This window comes from Duganella hordei (assembly GCF_040369125.1).
GTDB classification, from domain to species: domain Bacteria; phylum Pseudomonadota; class Gammaproteobacteria; order Burkholderiales; family Burkholderiaceae_D; genus Rugamonas; species Rugamonas hordei.
The window spans coordinates 141,087-162,493 of sequence record NZ_BPWI01000011.1 but is presented as its reverse complement, the minus strand read 5'-3'; the positions used below and the strand labels follow the sequence as shown (position 1 = coordinate 162,493).

Below are 21,407 nucleotides of genomic sequence, written 5' to 3'. Positions count from 1 at the left end.
TCATTCCCGCGCAAGCGGGAATGACGGAGGTTTTAATAACGATAGTGGTCAGGCTTGTACGGACCTTGCTGCGACACGCCGATGTAGGCCGCCTGCTCTTCGGTCAGCACGGTCAGTTGCGCGTTGAGCTTTTTCAGCTGCAGGCGCGCGACTTTCTCGTCCAGGTGCTTCGGCAGCACGTACACGCCGACCGGATACTTGTCGGTGTTGGCGTACAGCTCGATCTGGGCAATGGTCTGGTTCGCGAACGACGAGCTCATCACGTACGACGGATGGCCGGTGCCGCAACCCAGGTTGACCAGTCGGCCTTCGGCCAGCAGGATGATGCGTTTGCCCGACGGGAAGATCACGTGGTCGACTTGCGGCTTGATGTTGTCCCAGGTGTACTTCTTCAGCGCGGCGACGTCGATCTCGTTGTCGAAGTGGCCGATGTTGCAGACGATGGCCTGGTCCTTCATGGCCAGCATGTGCTTCTCGGTCAGGATGTGATAGTTGCCGGTGCAGGTGACGAAGATGTCGCCGTGTTCGGCGGCGTAGTCCATGGTCACGACGCGGTAGCCTTCCATCGCCGCCTGCAGCGCGCAGATCGGATCGATTTCGGTGACCCACACTTGCGCCGACAGCGCGCGCATCGCCTGCGCCGAGCCCTTGCCGACGTCGCCGTAGCCGGCGATGACAGCGACCTTGCCGGCGATCATCACGTCGGTGGCGCGCTTGATGCCGTCGACCAGCGATTCGCGGCAGCCGTACAGGTTGTCGAACTTGGACTTGGTGACGGAGTCGTTGACGTTGATGGCCGGGAAGGCCAGCTTGCCTTCCTTGTGCATCTGGTACAGGCGGTGCACGCCGGTGGTGGTTTCCTCGGTCACGCCCAGGATCTGCGGCAGGCGCTTGGAGTACCACGACGGGTCGATCGCCAGGTGCGCCTTGATGGCGTTGAACAGGCAGATTTCTTCTTCGGAACCTGGCGCGGCCAGCACCGAAATATCCTTCTCGGCGCGGGCGCCCAGGTGCAGCAGCAAGGTGGCGTCGCCGCCGTCGTCCAGGATCATGTTCGAGTAGACGGCGTTGCCCGCTGCGTCGGCAGGCCATTCGAAGATGCGGTGGGTGTAGTCCCAGTACTCGTCCAGGGTTTCGCCCTTGATGGCGAACACCGGCGTGCCGGCGGCGGCGATGGCGGCGGCGGCGTGGTCCTGGGTCGAGTAGATGTTGCACGAGGCCCAGCGGACCTTGGCGCCCAGCGCTTCCAGCGTCTGGATCAACACGGCGGTCTGGATGGTCATGTGCAGCGAACCGGTGATGCGCGCGCCCTTGAGCGGCTGCGATGCGGCGAATTCCTCGCGGATGGCCATCAGGCCAGGCATTTCGGTTTCGGCAATCTTGATTTCTTTGTCGCCCCAGGGCGCCAGGGAGATGTCGGCGACCAGGTAGTCTTGTGCGGATTTGAGTACGGCGTTCATCACGCCCTCCTTTCATGTGTTGAAAAAAGTAACGTGAGCGCAGTTGCAGATTCCGAGCCTGGCGAATTCGTGATTCGTCGCAACGCTCCTCGGAAGGCGCATTTTAGCAAAAAAAAACGCCCCGCAGGGCGTTTTTACTGTACCGGCCGGATTACTTCAGGCCGGCGGCGGCGCGCAGGGCCGCCGCCTTGTCGGTGCGCTCCCAGCTGAACTCCGGCTCTTCGCGGCCGAAGTGGCCGTAGGCGGCGGTCTTGGCGTAGATCGGACGCAGCAGGTCCAGCATCTGCACGATGCCTTTCGGGCGCAGGTCGAAATGCTCCATCACCAGCGCGGCGATTTTCTCGTCAGGAATCACGCCCGTGCCTTCGGTGTAGACGGTGATGTTGATCGGACGCGCCACGCCGATCGCGTAGCTGACCTGCACCTGGCACTGGCGCGCCAGGCCGGCGGCCACCACGTTCTTGGCCACGTAACGCGCGGCGTAGGCCGCCGAACGGTCCACTTTCGTAGGATCCTTGCCCGAGAACGCGCCGCCGCCGTGCGGGCTGGCGCCGCCGTAGGTGTCGACTATGATCTTGCGGCCGGTCAGACCGCAATCGCCCTGAGGACCGCCGATGACGAAGCGGCCGGTCGGGTTGACCAGGTACTTGGTGTCGACCAGCCACTCGCGCGGCAGCACCTGCTTGATGATGTCCTCGATCACCGCTTCTTCAATCTGCTTGTGCTGCATTTCCGGCGCGTGCTGGGTCGACAGCACGACGGTGTCGACCGACACCGGACGGCCGTTGACGTAACGCAGCGTGACTTGCGACTTGGCATCCGGACGCAGCCATGGCAGGCGGCCATCCTTGCGCAGCTGCGACTGGCGCTCGACCAGGCGGTGCGCGTAGTGGATCGCGGCCGGCATCAGCTCGGCGGTTTCGTCGCAGGCATAGCCGAACATCAGGCCCTGGTCGCCGGCACCCTGGTCCAGGTCGATGCCGGCGCCTTCGTCCACGCCCTGGGCGATGTCCGGCGATTGCTTGTCGTAGGCCACCAGCACGGCGCAACCTTTGTAGTCGATGCCGTATTCGGTGTTGTCGTAGCCGATGCGCTTGATGGTTTCGCGCGCGACTTGAATATAATCCACGTTGGCGTGGGTGGTGATCTCACCTGCCAGCACCACCAGGCCGGTGTTGCACAAGGTTTCCGCGGCAACGCGGGCTTTGGGGTCCTGGGTCAGGATCGCATCCAGGATGGCGTCGGAGATCTGGTCGGCGACCTTGTCCGGATGGCCTTCGGAGACGGATTCCGAGGTGAAGAGATAATCGTTTGACATCGCAAGCTCCTGATACTGGTTGATATGTTTGTCGCTAACCAATACGGCTTGCGACGCTTTAGCGACATTTATATTCCGCCACGCAAGTTGTCTGTTAACTCAGCGGATACTGCATACGTGGTATTTTACGCTTCTTAAAAAAATTTTGGCATAGCAACAGAGGCCAAAATCACCTTCAAATCAACAAAACATCTTCATGCTTGTTCCCATTTTTCGTTTTCTTTCATTTTTCCCATTGCCGTTTCTGCACGCAATGGGGGCCGCGCTCGGCTGGCTGGTCTACCTGAGCTCGCCTTCCTACCGCCGCCGCATGCGCGACAATCTGGCGCTGGCCGGCTATACGCAACACCTGTCGGCGGCGATCGCCGAGGCCGGCAAGAGCATCGTCGAACTGCCCTTCATCTGGTGCGCCGATCCGCAACGCGTGTCGCGCCACGCCACCGACGAGAACTGGAGCATCGTCCAGGCCGAGCTGGACGCCGGACGCGGCATTGTGTTCCTGACGCCGCACCTGGGCTGTTTTGAAATCGTCGCGCAGGAAATCGCGCTGCGCACCGAGCTGATGGTGATGTACCGCCCGCCTAAAAAAGCCGCATTGAAACCGCTGATCGAAGGCGCCCGCGCGCGCGACAATCTGCTGCTGGCGCCGGCCAATATGTCCGGCGTGCGCATGCTGGCCAAGTGCCTCAAGAAAGGCAAGCCGATCGGCCTGCTGCCGGACCAGGTGCCGCAGGAAGGCGAAGGCGTGTGGGCCAAGTTCTTCGGCCGCGACGCCTACACCATGACCCTGCCCGCCAAGCTGGCGCAGCTGGGCGACGCCACCGTCATCGTCACCTACGCCGAGCGCCTGCCTGGCGGACGCGGCTATGTGATCCGCTTCGTGCCCTTCGACGGCACGCTGGACGGCAGCGCCGCCGAGCAGGCCCAGGCCATCAACGGCGCCATGGAGCGCCTGATCGCCCGCAGCCCGGCCCAGTATTTCTGGAGCTACAACCGCTACAAGGTACCGGCCGGCATCGAAGCGCCCACCGCGGCAAACGCGGGAGAACAGCCATGAAGCTGCTGCTGGGGATCATGTGGCTGCTGCACTGGCTGCCCTTGCCGGTGCTGGGCCGCTTTGGCGACCTGGTCGGCAGCCTGCTGTTCGTGGCGATGCGCTCGCGCCGCCACATCACGCTGACCAATCTGCGCCTGTGCATGCCGGAGCTGACCGAAGCGCAGCGGGTCGACATCGCCCGCCGCCACTTCCAGGCATATTCGCGCAGCGTGTGGGAGCGCGGCATCCTGTGGTGGGCTTCCGAGGAGCGCCTGAACCGCCTGATCAAGGTCGAGCCGGGTCCAGTGCCGGTCGAGGAGATGAGCTCGAAGCCGACCATCCTGCTGTGCCCGCACTTCGTCTGCCTGGACGTGGCCGGCGCCTCGATCGCGATGGTGGCCAGCGCCTCGTCGATGTATGTGCAGCAAAAGAACGCCACCTTCGACCGGGTGCTGCGCGCCGGCCGCGCCCGCTTCAAGCCGGTCAAGCTGTTCACGCGCCAGGACGGCATCAAGCCCATCCTGCGCGCGCTGCGCGACAAGCTGCCCTACTTCATGCTGCCGGACATGGACTTCGGCGACAAGGATGCCGAGTTCGTCCCTTTCTTCGGCATCGAGGCGGCCACCCTGACCGCCACCGCCCGCATCGCCGCCACCACCGGCGCCCAGGTGATGCCGGTGATCGCCACCTTCCTGCCCGATTACCAGGGCTGGCGTGTGAAATTCTATCCAGTGTGGGACAATTACCCTGGTCCCGACATGGTCGCCGCCACCCGCCGCATGAACGAGTTCATCGAAGAGCGCGTGCGCGAGGCGCCGGCCGAGTATTTCTGGACCCACAAGCGGTTCAAGACCCGGCCGCCTGGCGAACCGTCCCTGTACAGCAAACAATAAAAGCGCAGATGAAACTCAAATTCACCAAAATGCACGGCGCCGGCAATGATTTCGTCGTCATCGACGGCATCAACCAGGCCATCGCCTTCACGCCGGCGCAGTGGAAGCTGCTGGGCGACCGCCGCTTCGGCGTCGGCGCCGACCAGATCCTGCTGGTGGAAAAGCCGACCCAGCCGGGTTGCGATTTCCGCTACCGCATCTTCAACGCCGACGGCGGCGAAGTCGAGCAGTGCGGCAACGGTTCGCGCGCCTTCGTCAAGTTCGTGTCGGAAAAAGGCTTGACCGACCAGCGCAGCATCACGGTGGAAACCAAGGCCGGCGTGATCGCCCCGCGGCTGGAGCTGGACGGCAGCATCACGGTGGACATGGGCGCGCCGGTGCTCGAGCCGGCGCGCGTGCCGTTCGACGCCGAAGGCTTGCACGGCGAGCGGCAGGCCGAGGACACGCTGTGGCCGCTGGTGCTGGAACTGGGCGGCGCGCGCGAAAAGATCCTGATTTCGGTGGTATCGATGGGCAATCCGCACGCGGTGCAGATCGTCGACGACGTCGACACGGCGCCGGTGGAATTGACCGGTCCGCTGATCGAGCACCATGCGCGCTTCCCGAACCGCGTCAACGCCGGCTTCATGCAGATTCTCGACCGCAACCACGTCAGGCTGCGGGTGTTCGAGCGCGGCGTCGGCGAAACGCTGGCCTGCGGCACCGGCGCCTGCGCGGCCGCCGTGGCCGGCATCCGCCGCGGCTTGCTGGACAGCCCGGTGCGCATCGATGCGCGCGGCGGCCAGCTGTCGATCAGCTGGGACGGCCCGGGCCAGCCGGTGTGGCTGACCGGCCCCGCGGTGACGGTGTTCGAAGGCGAGATAGAAATCTAAACCGGCGTTAAAGCGGCGTCAGGCGGCCAACCGGTCGTCGCCGGCGGCGACTCCGGCTGCGGCCGGCGCCCAGGTCTTCAGGCGGTACAGGCGCTGGCGGTAATTGCCTTCCAGCCCATCGGGTCCGCTGTCGACACTCTCGAACAGGCGCACGATGCGGTCCAGCGCCTGCCGCTCGCGCGCCGTGCGCAGCAAGATCAGCCGCCGCTTGCTGCGACCATAGCTGGCGCGGATATCCACCACCAGGCAATGGCCCTGGTCGGCCGCCTTCACATCCAGTAACAACGCTTCAGCCCGGCTCAGGCCGAACAGCTCGGCCAGTTCCAGGCGGGCCGCCAGCAGCGGCTGGCTTTCCAGCGCCTCGCGCGTCAGGCCGGCCAGGATCGCGCCGGTCCACTCCGCTTCCTTGGGCTCGGCGGCGACGCGCAGCAGCGCCGCCTCGGCTTCGCAACAGCCCTGGGTGGCGGCTTTCTGCAGCCAGTAGGCGGCGCGCACGTCGCTGTATTCGTCGGTGCGGCGGTTGCGCCACGCATACATGCCGCATTCCAGCTGCGCGCCCTTGTGTCCCATGTCGGCCGCGCGCTCCAGGTAGCCCTGCGCCTCGGCCACGCTGCGCTGCGAAAATTCCGGCTTCAGGTAGATCCGCGACAGCGCGTACCAGGCGTCGGCCAGGCCCTGCTCGCCGGCCAGCGTCAGCCAGCGTATTGCTCGCTTGAAATTGACGGCGGTGATGCCGTTGGCTTGCCGCCTGCCCTCGCCGTCCATGCGCGCAAACCACAGCCCCAGCGCCAGTTGCGCGGCGCGGTCGCCGCCGTGCGCGGCCAGTTCGCGGCAATGCCGCAGTTCGGCCTCGTGGTCCGGCAAGCCGTCCAGCAACTCGGCGCAGCGGGCCAGCAGCGTCTGTTGCACCGGCTCGGGCTGCCAGTCGGCCAGGCGGGCCGCTTCGGCATCGAGCGGCGCCTCGGCCAGCAGCGCGCGCACCAGCGGCAGCGCGCGTTGTAAAAATGCCTCACGATCGCCGTTCCAGCTTTGTTCCAGCACCGCGTATTGGGCGGCGGCCAGGCCGCCGTCGGCCGCCCGCGCCAGCCATTGCTGGCGTGCATTGCCGCGGCTGACCGGCAGCACGCGCGCGCCTTGGCGCGCCGGCGCCGGCGCCTGCGTCGCGGGAACCGGCGGTTGCGCGCCGGATTGATGGGCCAGCAGCCACTGCGCCTCGGCCGAACCGGAGCGGGCGGCCGATTCCAGCGCCTGCAGCGCCTTGTCGCGTAAATGCAACGATTCCGCCGGCTGCGCCTGATTCAGCACAAGTTGGGCCAGCACCAGGCCGGCCTGCTCGATGCCGGCATCGTAGGCGCGGTCGTACCACGACAGCACCGACGGCAGGCAATGCTGCGCATGCTCGAACGGCACGTGACTGCCGATCAACATCCAGGCCTCATCCTGTTCCTGCAGCGCGGCGCGGTTCAGCCAGTGCAGGGCGGTTGGCAGGCTCAACGGTAGGCTGGCGCCGCCGAACAGATAGAGCTTGCCCAGCGCCAGCTGGCACACCGCGTCTCCCGCGCGGGCGCCCCGGATAATGCCTAACTCTTCTCGATTTGCCATCGTCTCACTATTAGTCCGTTTCATGGTAGCGGGCGGCGCATGTGCGCCGCCCGCGCAAGCTGGTGACGACCGGTTATAGCTATGAGTGTAGCGTGCGATCCGCGCCACACCCTAGACAATATGCGGATCGGTTTGATTTGGCACAACGGCGGCCACCCGTTTCCGCCTGTAGGCTAGAGCTAATTTGATGCCCGAATGAAAGGAAATAATGGTCAAACAGGGGCCAATGGCCTACGAATTAAGCGTTTCAAAAATACAACAAGAAGGCGGATTTCTTTGGCTTTCGACCAAAACAAGCGGTCATAATCAACCATTCCAGCGCTTTTGACCCGGCGAGACATTAAGGTTCTTACCAACCAAGGGTCGTCATGCGGCCTGACAGCTTCAGAAATTTGCACGTTCACTCATAAAGGAATAACTCAAATGAAAAAATCTTTAGTGGCTTTGGCACTCATGGGCGTATTTGCTGGCGCATACGCGCAATCGTCCGTGACCATCTATGGCACTGTAGATGCAGGTCTGTCCAAGCGCACCGGCACCACCGTCGCCGTTGGCAAACGTGACAACAACAAACTGGGTTTCCGCGGCGTCGAAGACCTGGGCAGCGGCCTGAAAGCCATCTTCCAACTGGAGATCCGCTACGAGCCGGACACCGGCACCATTGAAAACACGTCGGGCGCCAACAGCCGTCCACTGTTCCAGGGCCAGAGCCGCGTCGGCCTGCAGGGCGACTTCGGTACCGTCCGCCTGGGCCGCGGCCTGACCGCCTTCCAGGAAACCAGCACCGCCTTCGAACCATGGAGCGGCATGCCAGCCGTCGCCGGCTACCAGACCGACCTGCAAGTGGCCGGCTACACCAGCGATCCGCTGAGCCCGGTCGGCAACTCGGCCAACCGCTTCTCGAACGCCATCTTCTATAACACCCCGGTCATCGCCGGCATCTTCCAGATCAACGCCACCGTTGCCACCAAGGATGCACTGGGCAACGCCGCGATCGTCGGCAAGGGCACCGCCGCCGCGCCGCAATACCCGGCCAACACCACGCTGAACACCGCGCCGTACTCGCTGAGCGCCACCGCCAACAACGGTCCGTTCGCCGCCTACATCGCCTACGAAAAGAACGCGGTGGAGACCAAGCTGTGGTCGATCGGCGCTTCGCTGAAGCCTATCAACGATCTGAAGCTGATGGCTTCCTACCAGGCGCAAGACCAGTCCAACAGCGTGCTGATCAATCCTAAGACCAAGGCCTGGCTGATCGGCGCCAACTACACCGTTGGTGCTGGCCTGATCCGCGCCGGCTACGGCCAGAAGACCCCGGACAACGTCCTGGCGAATCCAGCCATCGCCAAGACCAAGCAGGCGTCGATCGGCTACGACTACAACCTGTCGGCCCGCACCTATCTGTATGTTGATGCCTCGAACAAGAAGGCAGCAACCACGCTGAATTTCTACAGCGTCGGTATCCACCACAACTTCTAAGTCGCGCAGTCGGCAAGAACTGCCGGCGATAGTGTTGGGGAATGACGGACATGGGCAACCATGTCCGTTTTTTTTCGTTTAGAATGACCTTGCCTCTCAACACACGTAGATAAAGTAACTCAATGACTGCCCCCCTGGATTCCACCCTCGTCGCACAATACCTGACCGATCACCCGCATTTCTTCGAAGAGCATGCCGATTTGCTGGGCGAAATCAAACTGGCCAGCCCGCTGACGGGACGCGCCGTGTCGCTGCAGGAGCGCCAGATGGAAGTGATGCGCGACAAGTACAAGGCGCTGGAACTGCGCATGAGCAACCTGATGCGCCTGGCGGCCGAGAACGAAGCCATCGCCAACAAATTTCACCGCTGGACCAAGATCCTGCTGGAAGCGGAAGATGTCGGCTCCATGCCGCACGCCGTGGTCAGCGGCCTGAAGTCCAGCTTCGACGTGCCGCAGGTCACGCTGCGCATCTGGGAAACCGCCCCCGACTATGCCGGCGAATGGTTCGTCAACGGCGTGTCGGAAGACGCCCGCATCTTCGCCAACAGCCTGATGGCGCCGTACTGCGGCACCAACAAGGATTTCGAAGCGGTGCGCTGGCTGGAAGACGCGTCCGGCATCACGTCCACCGTCATCATTCCACTGCGCAAACCGGGCAACAAGAGCGCCTTCGGCCTGCTGATCCTGGGCTCGGCCGATCCGGCCCGCTTCACCTCGCTGATGGCCACCGACTTCCTGGTCCACATCGGCGAAACCACCAGCACCGCGCTGGCCTGGTTGCTGGCCTGAACGACACCATGAGCGCCGAACCAGACAGCAAGCTGACCTGGATCGACGCTTACCTGGCCCAGCTGCGCGACCAGCGCCAGCTGTCGCCGCACACCGTGGCCGCCTATGCGCGCGATCTGCAGGAATTGGCCGAGTTGTCGGCCGGCCAGGATTGGCCGCAGCTCGACCATTTCGCCATCCGCCGGCTGACCGCCAAACTGCACTCGCGCCAGCTCGATCCCCGTTCGATCGCCCGCAAGCTGTCCAGCTGGCGCGGCTTTTTCGAATGGCTGAGCGGCCAGATCACCCTATCCTCCAACCCGGTGCAGGGCGTGCGCGCACCCAAGCAGGCCAGGACGCTGCCGCGCGCGCTGTCGGTCGACGACGCCGTGCGGCTGGTGGCGCCGTCCACGCCGCACGCCGGCGCCGCCCCCGAGGCCGCCGGGCTGTGCAACCGCGCCATGTTCGAACTGTTGTATTCCAGCGGCCTGCGGGTATCCGAGCTGGCCGGACTGGACTTGACCGCCGGCAAGGGCGCGCTGGGCTGGGTGGCGCTGGAAAACCACGAAGTCGTCGTCACCGGCAAGGGCAACAAGCAGCGCATCGTGCCGGTCGGCCAGGCGGCGATGGACGCGCTGGCGGCCTGGATCGCCGTGCGGCCGGCGCCGGCCGACGGCGGCAACGCGCTGTTCCTCAGCAGCCGCGGCACCCGGGTCTCGCCGCGGGTGATACAGCAGCGCCTGCAGGCCCACGGCGTGGCCAGCGGCGCCCCGGTGCACGTGCATCCGCACATGCTGCGCCATTCGTTCGCCTCGCACGTGTTGCAGTCGTCGGGCGACTTGCGGGCGGTGCAGGAAATGCTGGGCCATTCCAGCATCAGCTCGACCCAGGTCTACACCGCGCTGGATTTCCAGCACCTGGCCGAGGTGTACGACAAGGCGCACCCCCGGGCCAAAATCAAATAGGCGGTACTGATACGCCTCAAACGGGCGATTTGCTAGCATCCGCCAAATTCCGGCATAATCGGCCGATTGCATTTTTGCATTTGATCCCCATCTAGGGTATCCCCATAGACCAGACTGGCACGTACCATGGCACTGATACCGACCACCATCCTCACCGGCTTCCTCGGCGCCGGCAAGACCACGCTGCTGAACCGCATCCTGCAGGAGCAGCACGGCATGCGCATCGCCGTCATCGAGAACGAGTTCGGGCAGGAAAACATCGACAACGAAATCCTGGTCCAGGATAGCGGCGAACAAATCGTGGAAATGAACAACGGCTGCATCTGCTGCACCGTGCGCGGCGACCTGATCGTCGCCCTGAGCGGCCTGGCGCAGAAGCGCGCGGCCGGCGAACTGCAGTTCGACCGCGTCGTCATCGAGACCACCGGCCTCGCCAATCCCGGCCCGGTGGCGCAGACCTTCTTCGTCGACGAAGAAGTGGGCACTCACTACATGCTGGACGCCGTGGTCACCGTAGTCGACGCCCGCCATGCGATGGACCAGCTGGACCAGCACGAGGAAGCCCAGCGCCAGGTCGGTTTCGCCGACAAGATGCTGCTGTCCAAGACCGACCTGGTCAGCGCCGAAGACGTCGCCACCCTGACCGCCCGCCTCAAGCGCATCAACCCGCGCGCGCCGATCAGCAAGGCCGATTTCGGCCGCGCGCCGCTGTCCGAGGTGCTGGACCTGAAGGGCTTCAACCTGAACGACAAACTGGAGCTCGATCCGGACTTCCTGGAAACAGAACAGGCCCATGACGACGATCACGTGCATGATGAGCACTGCGGCCACGATCACGCCCATGGGCACGATCATGCGCACAGCCATAACCACCACCATGCCCACCACAGCGACGATATCGCGGCTTTTGTGTTCAAAAGCACACGCCCGTTCGATACCGCCAAGCTGGACGAGTTCCTTGGCGGCCTGGTGAATGTCTATGGTCCTCGCATGCTGCGCTACAAAGGCGTATTGTTGATGAAAGACGCCGACCGCAAGGTGGTGTTCCAGGGCGTGCACCAGATTATGGGCAGCGACCTGGGCGCCAAATGGGGAGAAAACGACGTTCGTGGCAGCAAAATGGTGTTTATCGGCAAAAATCTGCCGAAAGATATCTTTATTAGTGGTTTGGAACAATGTCTGGTATAAACTATCCGGGTTTTGTGGGGATAGCTAAAAAGCTACAAAACCCGGGCTGATTAATGTGAAAACTCTGTCGTATCGAAGGTAAGCGAAGTTATGACCAAAACTAATAAATCGACCCCCGCCGCCGCCGACCGCATCCTGACCGAAGAAGAAATTCTGAAGATGGATGAAAAGGATTATATGAATCCGGCGCAAATGGCCTTTTTCAAAGCGAAGCTGCAAGCGCTGGAGAAAGAGCTGTTGAAAAACGCAGGCGAAACTACCGAACACCTGCGCGAAACCGTGCTCGTGCCGGACCCGGCCGACCGCGCAACCATCGAAGAGGAACACGCGCTGGAACTGCGCACCCGCGACCGCGAGCGCAAGCTGCTCAAGAAGGTCCAGCAATCGATCGTCGCCATCGACGGCGGCGACTACGGCTGGTGCGAGGAAACCGGCGAACCGATCGGCATTCCACGCCTGATCGCCCGCCCTACCGCGACGCTGTCGCTGGAAGCGCAGCAGCGCCGCGAACTGAAGCAGAAACTGTACGGCGATTAATTCGCCTCGACTTTAAAAAAAGCACGCCGGCCGCGTGCTTTTTTTTACGGCAGCTAACGAGGATCAGCGTGGGACTGTTCTCCATCTTCAAGAAGACCGACGCCGCAAGCGCCGCGGCGACGGTGCAGCCGTCCGACGACGACGAGGCCGCGCGCCTGGCCGCCAACAGCGAAACCGAGCGCCAGCTGCAGCAGGCGCGCCAGCGCGAGATCGCCCGCGCCACCGCGATGAAGATCGACGCCATCGAATCGGCGATGACCTTCGACATCTTCAACGAACCGGAACCGGCCTGGGGCAGCCAGCGCAACCGCCCGCCCAGACAACGCGCCGCCACCGCCGGCGGCCCCGACACCCAGGCCCTGGCCGACATCCCCACCACGCTGCTGCTGCGCGACGAAGACTTGCCGCAACTGGCGGTGGCCGCCGAGACCGCGCCGGTGGTCGAGGAAATCGCCATCCTGTACGCCAACGGCCAGGGCGCCGTGGCCGAGCAGCTGCTGAGCGCGGCGGTGAGCGAGGCCGGCGGCGACCGCACCGTCTGGTGGATGCTGTTCGACCTGTACCAGGTGCAGGGCCAGCAGGAGCGCTTCGACAACCTGTCGATCGACTACGCCAGCACCTTCGAAACCTCGCCGCCGTCGTGGAACGCGCCGGCCGTGCTGGCCGCCGCCTCGCCGGAATGGGCCGGCGTGACGCCGACCGAATCGTTTGCCGGCGTGCTGGACGCTCACATCGACCCGCAGCTGGAGCGGCTGCGCCAGCTGTCCGCCGACAACCCGGTGCTGCGGCTGGAATTCGGCCGCGTCACCGCGATCGAGCCGGGCGGCTGCGCGCTGCTGCTCGACACCTTACGCCAGCTGCAGGCCAGGCAGCGCGAGCTGATCCTGGTGGCGGCGCCGGCGCTGGTCGGCCTGCTGCGCGCCAGCATCGCCGTCGGCCGCCGCGACGACACCGAGGCGCCGTGGCTGCTGTTGCTGGAGCTGCTGCAGCTGCTGAACCGAGAAAAGGAATTCGAGCAGATCGGCATGGACTACTGCGTCACCTTCGAAGTGTCGCCGCCGTCGTTCGTGGCGCCGCACAAGGTGGCGACGGCCCCGGTCCAGCACGTTTCCGCCTCGCCGGACCGCTTCATGCTGCCGCCGCAGGTGGAACACCAGCTCGGCCCTTTACTCCCGGCGATACAGCACTATGCTGATCAGTACCAGACGCTGGTGTTCGACTGCTCGCGGCTGACGCGCATCGACTATGCCTGCGCCAACCAGGCCCACGCCTGCCTGCTGGCGCTGCACCAGCAGGGCAAGAAAATCGAATTCCGCGACGTCAACCACCTGGTCACCGCTTTGCTGAGGTTGCTGGGCTACGCCGACATCGCCCGGATTTATCCGCATAAGTACTGAACTTGCAATCCTAGTTTCCAGCCCCACTTTTCAGTCTTGAAGCAGTCCGCGTCATTACTTTGAGGTAACTATGGAACAATTTCACGGCACCACCATCCTGTGCGTGCGTCGCGGCAAGGAAGTCGCGCTGGGCGGCGACGGCCAGGTCACGCTGGGCAACATCGTCATGAAGGGCACGGCCCGCAAGGTGCGCAAGGTGTACCAGGGCAAGGTGCTGGTCGGCTTCGCCGGCGGCACCGCCGACGCCTTCACCCTGCTCGACCGTTTCGAAGGCAAGCTGGAAAAACACCAGGGCAACCTGCTGCGCGCCTCGGTCGAGCTGGCCAAGGACTGGCGCACCGACCGCGTGCTGCGCCGGCTGGAGGCGATGCTGCTGGTGGCCGACACCGAATCGACGCTGGTGATCACCGGCAACGGCGACGTGCTGGAGCCGGAAGACGGCATCGGCGCGATCGGCTCGGGCGGCACCTACGCGCAATCGGCGGCCAAGGCGCTGGTGGAAAACACGGAACTGTCGCCGGCGGAAATCGTCAAAAAATCACTGACCATCGCCGGCCAATTGTGCATCTACACCAATCTGAATCACATCATTGAAACTCTGGATCCAGCATGAACATGACTCCGCAGGAAATCGTCGGCGAGCTCGACAAACACGTGGTCGGCCAGGGCAAGGCCAAGAAGGCGGTCGCCATCGCGCTGCGCAACCGCTGGCGGCGTCAGCAAGTGGAAGAGCCGCTGCGCCATGAAATCACGCCGAAGAACATCTTGATGATAGGCCCGACCGGCGTCGGCAAGACCGAGATCGCGCGCCGCCTGGCCAAGCTGGCCGACGCGCCCTTCATCAAGATCGAGGCCACCAAGTTCACCGAGGTCGGCTATGTCGGCCGCGACGTCGACACCATCATCCGCGACCTGATCGACATCGGCGTCAAGCAGACCCGCTCGGCCGAGATGGCCAAGGTGCGCGCGCGCGCCGAGGACGCCGCCGAAGACCGCGTGCTCGACATCCTGCTGCCGCCGGCGCGCGACTTCGGCTTCCACCAGGGCACCGCGGCGGACGCGCCGAAGGAAGGCAAGGATGGCGACAGCACGCGCCAGACCTTCCGCAAGCGCCTGCGCCAGGGCGAGCTGGACGACAAGGAAATCGAGATCGAGCTGGCCGAGAGCGGCCCGCAGATGGAAATCATGGCGCCGCCCGGCATGGAGGAAATGACCGAGCAGATCAAGTCCATGTTCTCCGGCATCGGCGGCAACCGCAGGAAGGCGCGCAAGGTCAAGATCAAGGAAGCGATGAAGGTGCTGCTCGACGAGGAGGCCGCCAAGCTGGTCAACGACGACGAGATGAAGCAGAAGGCGATCCAGAACGTCGAGCAGAACGGCATCGTGTTCCTCGACGAGATCGACAAGATCGCCTCGCGCTCGGAAGTGGGCGGGGCCGACGTCTCGCGCGCCGGCGTGCAGCGCGACCTGCTGCCGCTGGTCGAAGGCACCACCGTCAACACCAAGTACGGCATGATCAAGACCGACCACATCCTGTTCATCGCGTCCGGCGCCTTCCACCTGGCCAAGCCTTCGGACCTGATCCCGGAGCTGCAGGGCCGCTTCCCCATCCGCGTCGAACTGGAATCGCTGTCGATCGCCGATTTCGAGCGTATCCTGACCAGCACCGACGCCTGCCTGACCAAGCAGTACGAGGCGCTGCTCGCGACCGAGAACGTCAAGATCGAGTTCACGCCGGAAGGCATCACGCGGCTGGCGGAAATCGCCTACTCGGTCAACGAGCGCACCGAGAACATCGGCGCGCGCCGCCTGTACACGGTGATGGAAAAGCTGCTGGAGGAACTGTCGTTCACGGCCAGCGAAGACAGCGGCAAGGTCATCGCCATCGACGCGGCGTATGTGAACGCGCGGCTCGATGCGCTGGCGGTCAACGAAGACCTGTCGCGCTATGTGCTGTAACCCAGTGTTGTAAAGGAGTTTGGCGATGGCAAACAAGGCACTGTCGACCCGCCAGAAGATGACGATACGGGTGGAACCGTCGCAGAAGCCGCCGCGCAATCCGGTCGCGGTGGCGGCCAAGGCGCGCGCCGGCGGCGCCGGCCCGCACGCCAAGCCGCAATCGACGGACCGGCAGGCGGCCAAGCGCCTGCTGGCCAGGATCAACCTGAAGCCGGATCCGGAAGAGCGGTAACCGTCAGCGGGCGCCGGTGGTGGCGCCCGCGCTCGGGTTAATTCGTCAGAAGTTGTAGCCGACGCCGAACGAGACCATGTCGACGTGGGTTTTGTCGTTGGCGCCCAGCTTGACCGGCGTGCGGCGCCAGTCGACGTTCACCGACCAATTCTTGTCCACCGCGTAGGACAGCCCCAGGCCGTAAGTCAGGCCGAAACGGTTGTGGCGCACGCTGCCCGCCGCGCCGTAGTTGTTCAGCGTGAAGGCGTCCGCGTACTGGACGCTGCTGCGCGCCATGCTCAAGCCTGCCCTGCTGACCAGCGACAGCCTGTCGCTCAGCTTCAGCCGCGATGCGTAGTCCAGCGCCAGTCCATACACCTTGCTTTTGGCCGGCAGATGACCGCCATCCGGCGACGACTGCACCACGCTGCGGACATTGCCGAATTCAAAAGTGCTCAGCTCCACCGAGTTGCTGTTGTCCTTGCCGAATACGACGTTCGAACCGAAGGTGTAGCCCCCATAAAGCCGGCCGCTGCGGCCGGCGATGTCGTCGCAGCCTGTGCCATTCCAGCATTCCAGTTTGTACTTGGTGTGGATGCCGAGGTCGGCGCCCACGTAGTAAGGGGACAACTCCTCTGCGCCGGCGCAGTTGCCGGCGGCCAGGGCCACACCGATCAATGCGCCGCACAGACTTTTGAATATTGGGGACATGGTTTTCCTTGGGGATGAGTGAACGTGGCGCAGTGTCCCCCACTTCGGCGCGATGTACTACCTGATTATTCCAAGCCGTGCTTTTCACGCTGGCGGGTACCGTGCTACGATACCTTTTGTTTTTTTACCAAGGCAAGCCATGAGTTCACCGGAATTGCTGCTGCAAGTGCTGCGGACCCAGATGCGGGCCGCCGGCGTCACCTACAAAATGCTGGCCGAGCGCATCGCGATGAGCGAATCGAGCGTCAAGCGCATGTTCGGCCAGCAGGACATGTCGCTGTCGCGCCTGGCGCAGATCTGCAAGGCGGCCGGCGTGGCGATGGAGGACGTGCTGCGCGGCGCCGCCGACGCCACGCCTCAGGCCGACGCGCTGACCCTGACGCAGGAAAAAGCCCTGCTGGCGCAGCCGCACCTGCTGCTGATGGCGATCTGCTGCCTGGGCCACTGGACCATGGAACAGGTGCTGGAAACCTATCAACTGAGCGAGCCGGAATGCATCATGCTGCTGGCCGAGCTGGACCGCCTGGGCGTGATCGAACTGAAGCCGCTGAACCGCTACCGGCTGCGCGTGTCGAACGCCTTCCGCTGGCTGCCGGACGGCCCGGTGCAGCAATTCTTCCGCGAGCATGCGGTGGCCGACTACTTCAACGGCAGCTTCGACGGCGCCGGCGAAACGCTGCTGTGCCTGCCGGCGCGGCTGTCGCTGCCCAGCGCCGAGGAACTGGTCGGCCGCATCCAGCAGCTGGCCGGCGAACTGGCGCGGCTGCACCAGGGCGACCGCAAGCTGGCGCCGCACGAACGCGACGGCTTCACCCTGCTGGTCGGCTTCCGCTCGTGGGAATTCGCCGCCTTCACGGCCCTGCGCCGGGCACAGACGCCGCCGGTAAAAGCTACCAGATAGGCCCGAGGAACAGATAGGCGCTGCTGTTGCCGCCCTTGGTGGTGCCGGCGCCGAAGTACAGCGGGCCGAAGCGGGTATCGACCGCGACGAAGCCGCTGGCCGCCTGGTGCAGCGAACCCCAGCGCAGCGGATCCTTGGGCCCGTAGGCACCGCCCGCCTCCAGCGAAAAGCCCAGCCGCACGTCGCCGCCCAGCGCGGCCGGCATCGCGCCTATGCTGCGCGCCATCACCACCCGCCCCAGCACGATGCGGTTGCCGACGATGGACTCCGGCGTGGAACCGGACAGGCGCAGGAAGCCGCCCAAGTTGTTGTTGCCGGCGGCGGCACCCTGGCTGCGCGCCCACTCGGCGTACACGTGTCCCGCCCAGCGGTCGACGTGGAAGGCCTGCAGCCCCTGCACGCTCTGGCGCGTCGGCACCGCGCCGGCCTCGCCGCTGTGCAGCACGCGCTGCCACTCCAGGTCGAACAGGGTGCCGCGCGTCGGGAAGGCCACCGTATCGAGGCTGTCGACATCGAACGACAGCGTCTGCACCGTGTGGATCTCGCTCGCCTCGGTGCGCACTTCCGGGATGGTCTGGTGAGCGCTCTGCTTTTCCCGCGAGACGCGGTAGCGCAGGTCGCCCCAGTGTCCCAGCTGGCGGCCCAGCGACACGCTGCCCGACTGGTAGTTGTAGCCGTAGCGCGCCTGCTTGAAGCCCGACGCGTTGAAAAGATCGACGGAGGCCGAACCGTATTCCAGCTCCGGCGCCACGTACCACTGCGACCCGGCGCCCAGCGGCTGCCAGAACTGCGTGCCCAGCACCCGCTCGGTGCCGACACGGCCGACGGTGCGCAGCTCCGCGCCCCAGTCGTTCAGCGACGACAGCACATGCATCACCTTCAGTTCGAAGGAATTGTTCTCGCTGAAGTCGCTGGTCAGCTCCAGGCCCACGCGCAGGCGGCTGCGCGCCCAATCGGCCTCGGTCGGCTTGATCAACACGCTGCGGCCGTCCTTGTCGTCGCGGATCTCGGTCTCCACGCGCGCCAGGTCGCCGCGTCCGAACAGCTGGTTGCCGGCGCGCTGCGCCTCTTCGCTGGTGACCATCTGCCCCACCTTCAGGCCGGACTGCACCGCCAGCGCCTCCGGATTGATGCGGCCGCTGGGCGCCACCTCCAGCTTGACCAGCTTGACCGGCTGGTCGATCGGCACCGGCGCCGACAGGCGCCGCACCTCGTACGACGCATACAGCGCTTCCGGCAAGGCCAGCTTGACCAGCTGCTCGCTCATCGAACGCACCGCCGCCTCGCCGGCTTTCATCGCGCGGTCGTAGCGGCCGAAATCGAGGAAGCCGATGCCGCCCAGGTCCGGCGCCAGCAGGATGTCGTTGGGACGCAGCTCCTTGAGCGAGCGCTGGACGTTCTGCTCGGTCAGGATCTGCAGCATCTGCTGCGCCACGCTGACCGCGCTGACCAATTCCTTTTCCTGCGCCAGCGGCGTGCCGACGTTGACGGCGATGATGATGTCGGCGCCCATTTCGCGCGCCACGTCCACCGGCAGGTTGCGTACCAGGCCGCCGTCCACCAGCAGGCGCTGGTTGACGCGCACCGGCGCAAACACGCCCGGCACCGCCAGCGACGCGCGCATCGCCAGGAACAGCGGGGTGTCGTTCAGTTCCACCAGCTCGCCCGTCACCAGGTCGGAGGCGACGGAGCGGAACGGCAGCTGCAACTGGTTGACCGGCTTGTCGCGCGCGCCGTGCGGCAGCACGCGGCTCAGCGCCAGTTCCAGCGCCTCGTTGCCGGCGGCGGCCGGCGGCAGCGAGACGCCATCGAGCGTGGCGCCGAATTCGATCCGCGACGGCAGCAGCAGGTCCTCCTCGCGGCGGCGGTACACCAGCTCGTCGCGCGGCGGACGGTCCGCCACCACGGCGTTCCAGTCGGTGCGGCGCACCAGCTGCTCGAGCTGGTCGACCGAGCTGCCGGCGGCATAGGCGCCGCCGACCACCGCGCCCATGCTGGTGCCGACCACGAAGTCGACCGGCACCCGCAGTTCCTGCAAGGCGCGCAGCACGCCGATGTGGGCGAAGCCGCGCGCGCCGCCGCCGGACAGCACCAGCGCCACCTTCGGCCGCGCCTTGATTGCTGTGTCGGGCGCAACGGAGGTGGCGGTTTGTGCGCCTGCGGGACCGCAAAACGCGGCCGCCAAGAAAAAGCCGCAGCAAACTGCTGCGGCCAGGGTACGGATGATAGCTATACGAGCCATACGGTTTCCTGTCATTGTCGGTCGGGGCCGGGGGAGACGGTGGTGGACGATACGCTGGAGCGCGGCGGCGGTTGCTGCGAGGTGCCGGGCATCGGCTGCGTGCTCGGCGTCGGCACCGGCGGCGCGATTTGCGGCAGCGGCGGCTGGTTCGGCCCCGGCAGCAGCGATTGCTGCGGCGACACGCCGGTCTGCGGCGGCGCCATGCCCGGCGTGCTGCCGACGCCGGCGTCGCTGGCCAGTTCGATGCGCTTGATCGCGCCGCCTTCGGACAGCAGCACGTATTTCGGATGCACTTCCTTGACCGTCACGCCCGGCACCACTTCGCGGCCGACACCCAGCGCCAGCGGCGGCTGGCCGTCGACCACGATGATGGCGGCGCTGTCGCTGCCGCGCGCGGCCACCACGCCGCGCAGCTGGTAGTTGCTGACGGCGGCGACGGTGATCTGGCCGCCGAACAGGCCCTTGGCCGCCTCGATGTTCAGCGGCGCGGCGGCCTGCACCGGCGGCGCGGCGATCGCGCGCTGCTGCGGCTTGAACAACTGCAGTCCCCAATAGGCCAGCGATGCCGACAGCAGCACCACGGCGAGTACGGTTACGAACAAGGGCAAACGCTTCATAATTTCCTTCTAGTTCTTCTGTCAGCGGACCAGTTGATTGATTTCGATGATAGGCATCAGCACGGCCAGCACGATCAGCAGCACCACCACGCCCATCGCCAGGATCAGCGCCGGTTCCAGCAGGCCGGCGATGGTCAGCGTGCGGCGCTCCAGGTCCGCTTCCTGCGCGGCGGCGGCGCGGTCCAGCATGGCCGGCAGCTCGCCGGTGATCTCGCCGGCGCGTATCATGTGGATCAGCATCGGCGGAAAGTGCTTCTGCGCCGACAGCGAACGCGCCAGGCTGACGCCTTCGCGCACGGCGTCGCTGGCCTCTTCCACCAGCTCCTGCATGGCGACGTTGGACAGCGTGTCGCGGCTGGTCTCCAGCGCGCGCAGGATGGGCACGCCGGAACCGGTGGTGATCGCCAGCGTGCTGGCGAAGCGCGCCGTGTTCAGGCTGCGTTCGAACTTGCCGTACAGCGGCGCGGTCAGCAGCCAGGTATGCCAGCGCCGCTTCAGCGCGGGATTTTGCAGGGCCCGGCGCCACATGAACCAGGCGCCGACCAGCGCGATCGCCACCACGATGCCGTAGCTGCGCACGAAGTCGGAGACGGCCAGCATGATGACGGTCAGGATGGGCAGCTTCTGCTTGGTGTTGGCGAACACCGAGACGATCTGCGGCACCACATAGGTCAGGAGGAAGATCACGATGGAGAACGCCACCACCGTGACGATGGCCGGATAGGTGAACGCCAGCCGCACCTTCTGGATCAGCGCGTTGCGCCGCTCGATGTAGTCGGCAAGGCGCGACAGCACGCGTGACAGCTGGCCGATCTGTTCGCCGGAAGCGACCAGCGCGCGGTAGATCTCGGCGAAGTCGCGCGGATGGCGGCCCAGCACATCGGACAGCGAGGCGCCGCCTATCACTTCCGAGCGGATCGAGGCGATCAGGTCGCGCATGTACGGACGTTCGGCCTGCTCCAGCAAGGCGGTGAAGGCCTGCTCCAGCGGCAGGCCCGCCTCCAGCAGGCTGGCCAGCTGGCGCGTGAACAAAGCCAGCTCGGTGGCGGACAGGCGCTCGCCGAAGCCGCGGCTCTTGGCCACGCCGGCGGCGTCCACCTGCGCGGCGATGGCGTCGACCTTCAGCGGCACCAGCCCCTGCGTGCGCAGCTCGGAACGGGCCGAGCGCGCGCTGTCGGCATTGAGCACGCCTTTTTTGGTGGCGCCGCCGGCATCGACGGCTTCATAACGGAATGCGGGCATCGTCGTT

Annotated in this window: 20 protein-coding genes and 1 riboswitch; of the genes, 13 read left to right on the top strand and 7 right to left on the bottom strand. The window is 65.1% G+C overall.

The features are described from left to right. Positions 1-32 precede the first annotated feature (32 nt). Together ahcY and metK are read right to left on the bottom strand one after the other, a co-directional pair. A complete protein-coding gene (gene ahcY / locus ABWW33_RS23210; protein WP_353403928.1) occupies positions 33-1,460 on the bottom strand; it encodes an adenosylhomocysteinase in 1,428 nt (475 codons plus the stop codon). 28 nt (positions 1,461-1,488) lie between these two features. Continuing rightward, a riboswitch (S-adenosyl-L-homocysteine riboswitch) is annotated at positions 1,489-1,557 on the bottom strand. 54 nt (positions 1,558-1,611) lie between these two features. Then, entirely contained in the window at positions 1,612-2,778 is a 1,167-nt protein-coding gene (gene metK, locus ABWW33_RS23205) for a methionine adenosyltransferase (protein WP_353403927.1), read from the bottom strand. A 196-nt stretch (positions 2,779-2,974) separates the two neighbouring features. Here metK and ABWW33_RS23200 point away from each other — a divergent pair, with 196 nt between their 5' ends. From ABWW33_RS23200 to dapF, 3 genes are read left to right on the top strand one after another with little or no spacing between them, the layout of a single operon-like run. Further along, a complete protein-coding gene (locus tag ABWW33_RS23200; RefSeq protein ID WP_353403926.1) occupies positions 2,975-3,835 on the top strand; it encodes a lysophospholipid acyltransferase family protein in 861 nt (286 codons plus the stop codon). Next, a complete protein-coding gene (locus ABWW33_RS23195; protein WP_353403925.1) occupies positions 3,832-4,707 on the top strand; it encodes an LpxL/LpxP family acyltransferase in 876 nt (291 codons plus the stop codon). The genes ABWW33_RS23200 and ABWW33_RS23195 overlap by 4 nt, the downstream gene beginning before the upstream one ends. 8 nt (positions 4,708-4,715) lie before the next feature. After that, positions 4,716-5,579: a diaminopimelate epimerase gene (gene dapF, locus ABWW33_RS23190; RefSeq protein ID WP_176652952.1), complete on the top strand. Its 864-nt coding sequence runs from the start codon at positions 4,716-4,718 to the stop codon at positions 5,577-5,579. Positions 5,580-5,597: 18 nt separating this feature from the next. Here dapF and ABWW33_RS23185 read toward each other — a convergent pair whose 3' ends face one another. Then, the gene (locus ABWW33_RS23185; protein ID WP_353403924.1) at positions 5,598-7,181 is read right to left on the bottom strand and encodes a tetratricopeptide repeat protein; all 1,584 of its coding nucleotides are present in this window, start codon (positions 7,179-7,181) and stop codon (positions 5,598-5,600) included. 423 nt (positions 7,182-7,604) lie between these two features. Here ABWW33_RS23185 and ABWW33_RS23180 point away from each other — a divergent pair, with 423 nt between their 5' ends. The 9 genes from ABWW33_RS23180 (at position 7,605) to ABWW33_RS23140 (ending at position 15,708) form a co-directional block, all read left to right on the top strand. Continuing rightward, positions 7,605-8,660, top strand: coding sequence for a porin (locus tag ABWW33_RS23180; RefSeq protein WP_353403923.1), 1,056 nt, complete (start codon positions 7,605-7,607; stop codon positions 8,658-8,660). Between the two features lie 122 nt (positions 8,661-8,782). Further along, complete coding sequence (locus tag ABWW33_RS23175) at positions 8,783-9,451, top strand: DUF484 family protein (protein ID WP_176652955.1); 669 nt, start codon at positions 8,783-8,785, stop codon at positions 9,449-9,451. 8 nt (positions 9,452-9,459) lie between these two features. Next, on the top strand, positions 9,460-10,395 hold the full coding sequence (locus ABWW33_RS23170; RefSeq protein ID WP_353403922.1) for a tyrosine recombinase XerC: 936 nt from the start codon (positions 9,460-9,462) through the stop codon (positions 10,393-10,395). A 126-nt stretch (positions 10,396-10,521) separates the two neighbouring features. Beyond that, positions 10,522-11,583, top strand: a complete 1,062-nt coding sequence (locus tag ABWW33_RS23165) for a CobW family GTP-binding protein (protein ID WP_353403921.1) — start codon at positions 10,522-10,524, stop codon at positions 11,581-11,583. A 90-nt stretch (positions 11,584-11,673) separates the two neighbouring features. Further along, positions 11,674-12,120, top strand: a complete 447-nt coding sequence (gene dksA, locus ABWW33_RS23160; RefSeq protein WP_008443997.1) for an RNA polymerase-binding protein DksA — start codon at positions 11,674-11,676, stop codon at positions 12,118-12,120. A gap of 68 nt (positions 12,121-12,188) precedes the next feature. Beyond that, a complete protein-coding gene (locus tag ABWW33_RS23155) occupies positions 12,189-13,517 on the top strand; it encodes an STAS domain-containing protein (RefSeq protein ID WP_176652958.1) in 1,329 nt (442 codons plus the stop codon). A 70-nt stretch (positions 13,518-13,587) separates the two neighbouring features. Continuing rightward, positions 13,588-14,130, top strand: a complete 543-nt coding sequence (hslV, locus tag ABWW33_RS23150) for an ATP-dependent protease subunit HslV (RefSeq protein WP_353403920.1) — start codon at positions 13,588-13,590, stop codon at positions 14,128-14,130. Then, on the top strand, positions 14,127-15,476 hold the full coding sequence (gene hslU, locus ABWW33_RS23145; protein WP_353403919.1) for an ATP-dependent protease ATPase subunit HslU: 1,350 nt from the start codon (positions 14,127-14,129) through the stop codon (positions 15,474-15,476). Before hslV ends, hslU begins: the two co-directional genes overlap by 4 nt. A gap of 25 nt (positions 15,477-15,501) precedes the next feature. Further along, positions 15,502-15,708, top strand: a complete 207-nt coding sequence (locus ABWW33_RS23140; RefSeq protein WP_176652961.1) for a hypothetical protein — start codon at positions 15,502-15,504, stop codon at positions 15,706-15,708. A 45-nt stretch (positions 15,709-15,753) separates the two neighbouring features. Here the strand turns inward: ABWW33_RS23140 and ABWW33_RS23135 are convergent, their stop codons facing one another. Next, a complete protein-coding gene (locus tag ABWW33_RS23135) occupies positions 15,754-16,398 on the bottom strand; it encodes an outer membrane beta-barrel protein (RefSeq protein ID WP_353403918.1) in 645 nt (214 codons plus the stop codon). 139 nt (positions 16,399-16,537) lie between these two features. Between ABWW33_RS23135 and ABWW33_RS23130 the strand changes: the two genes are divergently transcribed. Next, complete coding sequence (locus ABWW33_RS23130; protein ID WP_353403917.1) at positions 16,538-17,299, top strand: helix-turn-helix domain-containing protein; 762 nt, start codon at positions 16,538-16,540, stop codon at positions 17,297-17,299. Here the strand turns inward: ABWW33_RS23130 and ABWW33_RS23125 are convergent. From ABWW33_RS23125 to gspF, 3 genes are read right to left on the bottom strand one after another with little or no spacing between them, the layout of a single operon-like run. Beyond that, positions 17,289-19,541: a patatin-like phospholipase family protein gene (locus ABWW33_RS23125; RefSeq protein WP_353403916.1), complete on the bottom strand. Its 2,253-nt coding sequence runs from the start codon at positions 19,539-19,541 to the stop codon at positions 17,289-17,291. The two genes, ABWW33_RS23130 and ABWW33_RS23125, sit on opposite strands and share 11 nt — an antisense overlap. An 11-nt stretch (positions 19,542-19,552) precedes the next feature. Continuing rightward, positions 19,553-20,158: a type II secretion system protein N gene (locus tag ABWW33_RS23120; protein ID WP_353403915.1), complete on the bottom strand. Its 606-nt coding sequence runs from the start codon at positions 20,156-20,158 to the stop codon at positions 19,553-19,555. 21 nt (positions 20,159-20,179) lie between these two features. Next, complete coding sequence (gene gspF, locus ABWW33_RS23115; protein WP_176652965.1) at positions 20,180-21,400, bottom strand: type II secretion system inner membrane protein GspF; 1,221 nt, start codon at positions 21,398-21,400, stop codon at positions 20,180-20,182. Between the last annotated feature and the right edge of the window lie 7 nt (positions 21,401-21,407).

Bases quoted from the DNA above. Each gene is read 5' to 3' on its own strand.
- ahcY (WP_353403928.1), bottom strand. From the start codon at position 1,460: ATGAACGCCGTACTCAAATCCGCACAAGACTACCTGGTCGCCGACATC.
- metK (WP_353403927.1), bottom strand. From the start codon at position 2,778: ATGTCAAACGATTATCTCTTCACCTCGGAATCCGTCTCCGAAGGCCAT.
- ABWW33_RS23200 (WP_353403926.1), top strand. From the start codon at position 2,975: ATGCTTGTTCCCATTTTTCGTTTTCTTTCATTTTTCCCATTGCCGTTT.
- ABWW33_RS23195 (WP_353403925.1), top strand. From the start codon at position 3,832: ATGAAGCTGCTGCTGGGGATCATGTGGCTGCTGCACTGGCTGCCCTTG.
- dapF (WP_176652952.1), top strand. From the start codon at position 4,716: ATGAAACTCAAATTCACCAAAATGCACGGCGCCGGCAATGATTTCGTC.
- ABWW33_RS23185 (WP_353403924.1), bottom strand. From the start codon at position 7,181: ATGGCAAATCGAGAAGAGTTAGGCATTATCCGGGGCGCCCGCGCGGGA.
- ABWW33_RS23180 (WP_353403923.1), top strand. From the start codon at position 7,605: ATGAAAAAATCTTTAGTGGCTTTGGCACTCATGGGCGTATTTGCTGGC.
- ABWW33_RS23175 (WP_176652955.1), top strand. From the start codon at position 8,783: ATGACTGCCCCCCTGGATTCCACCCTCGTCGCACAATACCTGACCGAT.
- ABWW33_RS23170 (WP_353403922.1), top strand. From the start codon at position 9,460: ATGAGCGCCGAACCAGACAGCAAGCTGACCTGGATCGACGCTTACCTG.
- ABWW33_RS23165 (WP_353403921.1), top strand. From the start codon at position 10,522: ATGGCACTGATACCGACCACCATCCTCACCGGCTTCCTCGGCGCCGGC.
- dksA (WP_008443997.1), top strand. From the start codon at position 11,674: ATGACCAAAACTAATAAATCGACCCCCGCCGCCGCCGACCGCATCCTG.
- hslV (WP_353403920.1), top strand. From the start codon at position 13,588: ATGGAACAATTTCACGGCACCACCATCCTGTGCGTGCGTCGCGGCAAG.
- hslU (WP_353403919.1), top strand. From the start codon at position 14,127: ATGAACATGACTCCGCAGGAAATCGTCGGCGAGCTCGACAAACACGTG.
- ABWW33_RS23140 (WP_176652961.1), top strand. From the start codon at position 15,502: ATGGCAAACAAGGCACTGTCGACCCGCCAGAAGATGACGATACGGGTG.
- ABWW33_RS23135 (WP_353403918.1), bottom strand. From the start codon at position 16,398: ATGTCCCCAATATTCAAAAGTCTGTGCGGCGCATTGATCGGTGTGGCC.
- ABWW33_RS23130 (WP_353403917.1), top strand. From the start codon at position 16,538: ATGAGTTCACCGGAATTGCTGCTGCAAGTGCTGCGGACCCAGATGCGG.
- ABWW33_RS23125 (WP_353403916.1), bottom strand. From the start codon at position 19,541: ATGGCTCGTATAGCTATCATCCGTACCCTGGCCGCAGCAGTTTGCTGC.
- ABWW33_RS23120 (WP_353403915.1), bottom strand. From the start codon at position 20,158: ATGAAGCGTTTGCCCTTGTTCGTAACCGTACTCGCCGTGGTGCTGCTG.
- gspF (WP_176652965.1), bottom strand. From the start codon at position 21,400: ATGCCCGCATTCCGTTATGAAGCCGTCGATGCCGGCGGCGCCACCAAA.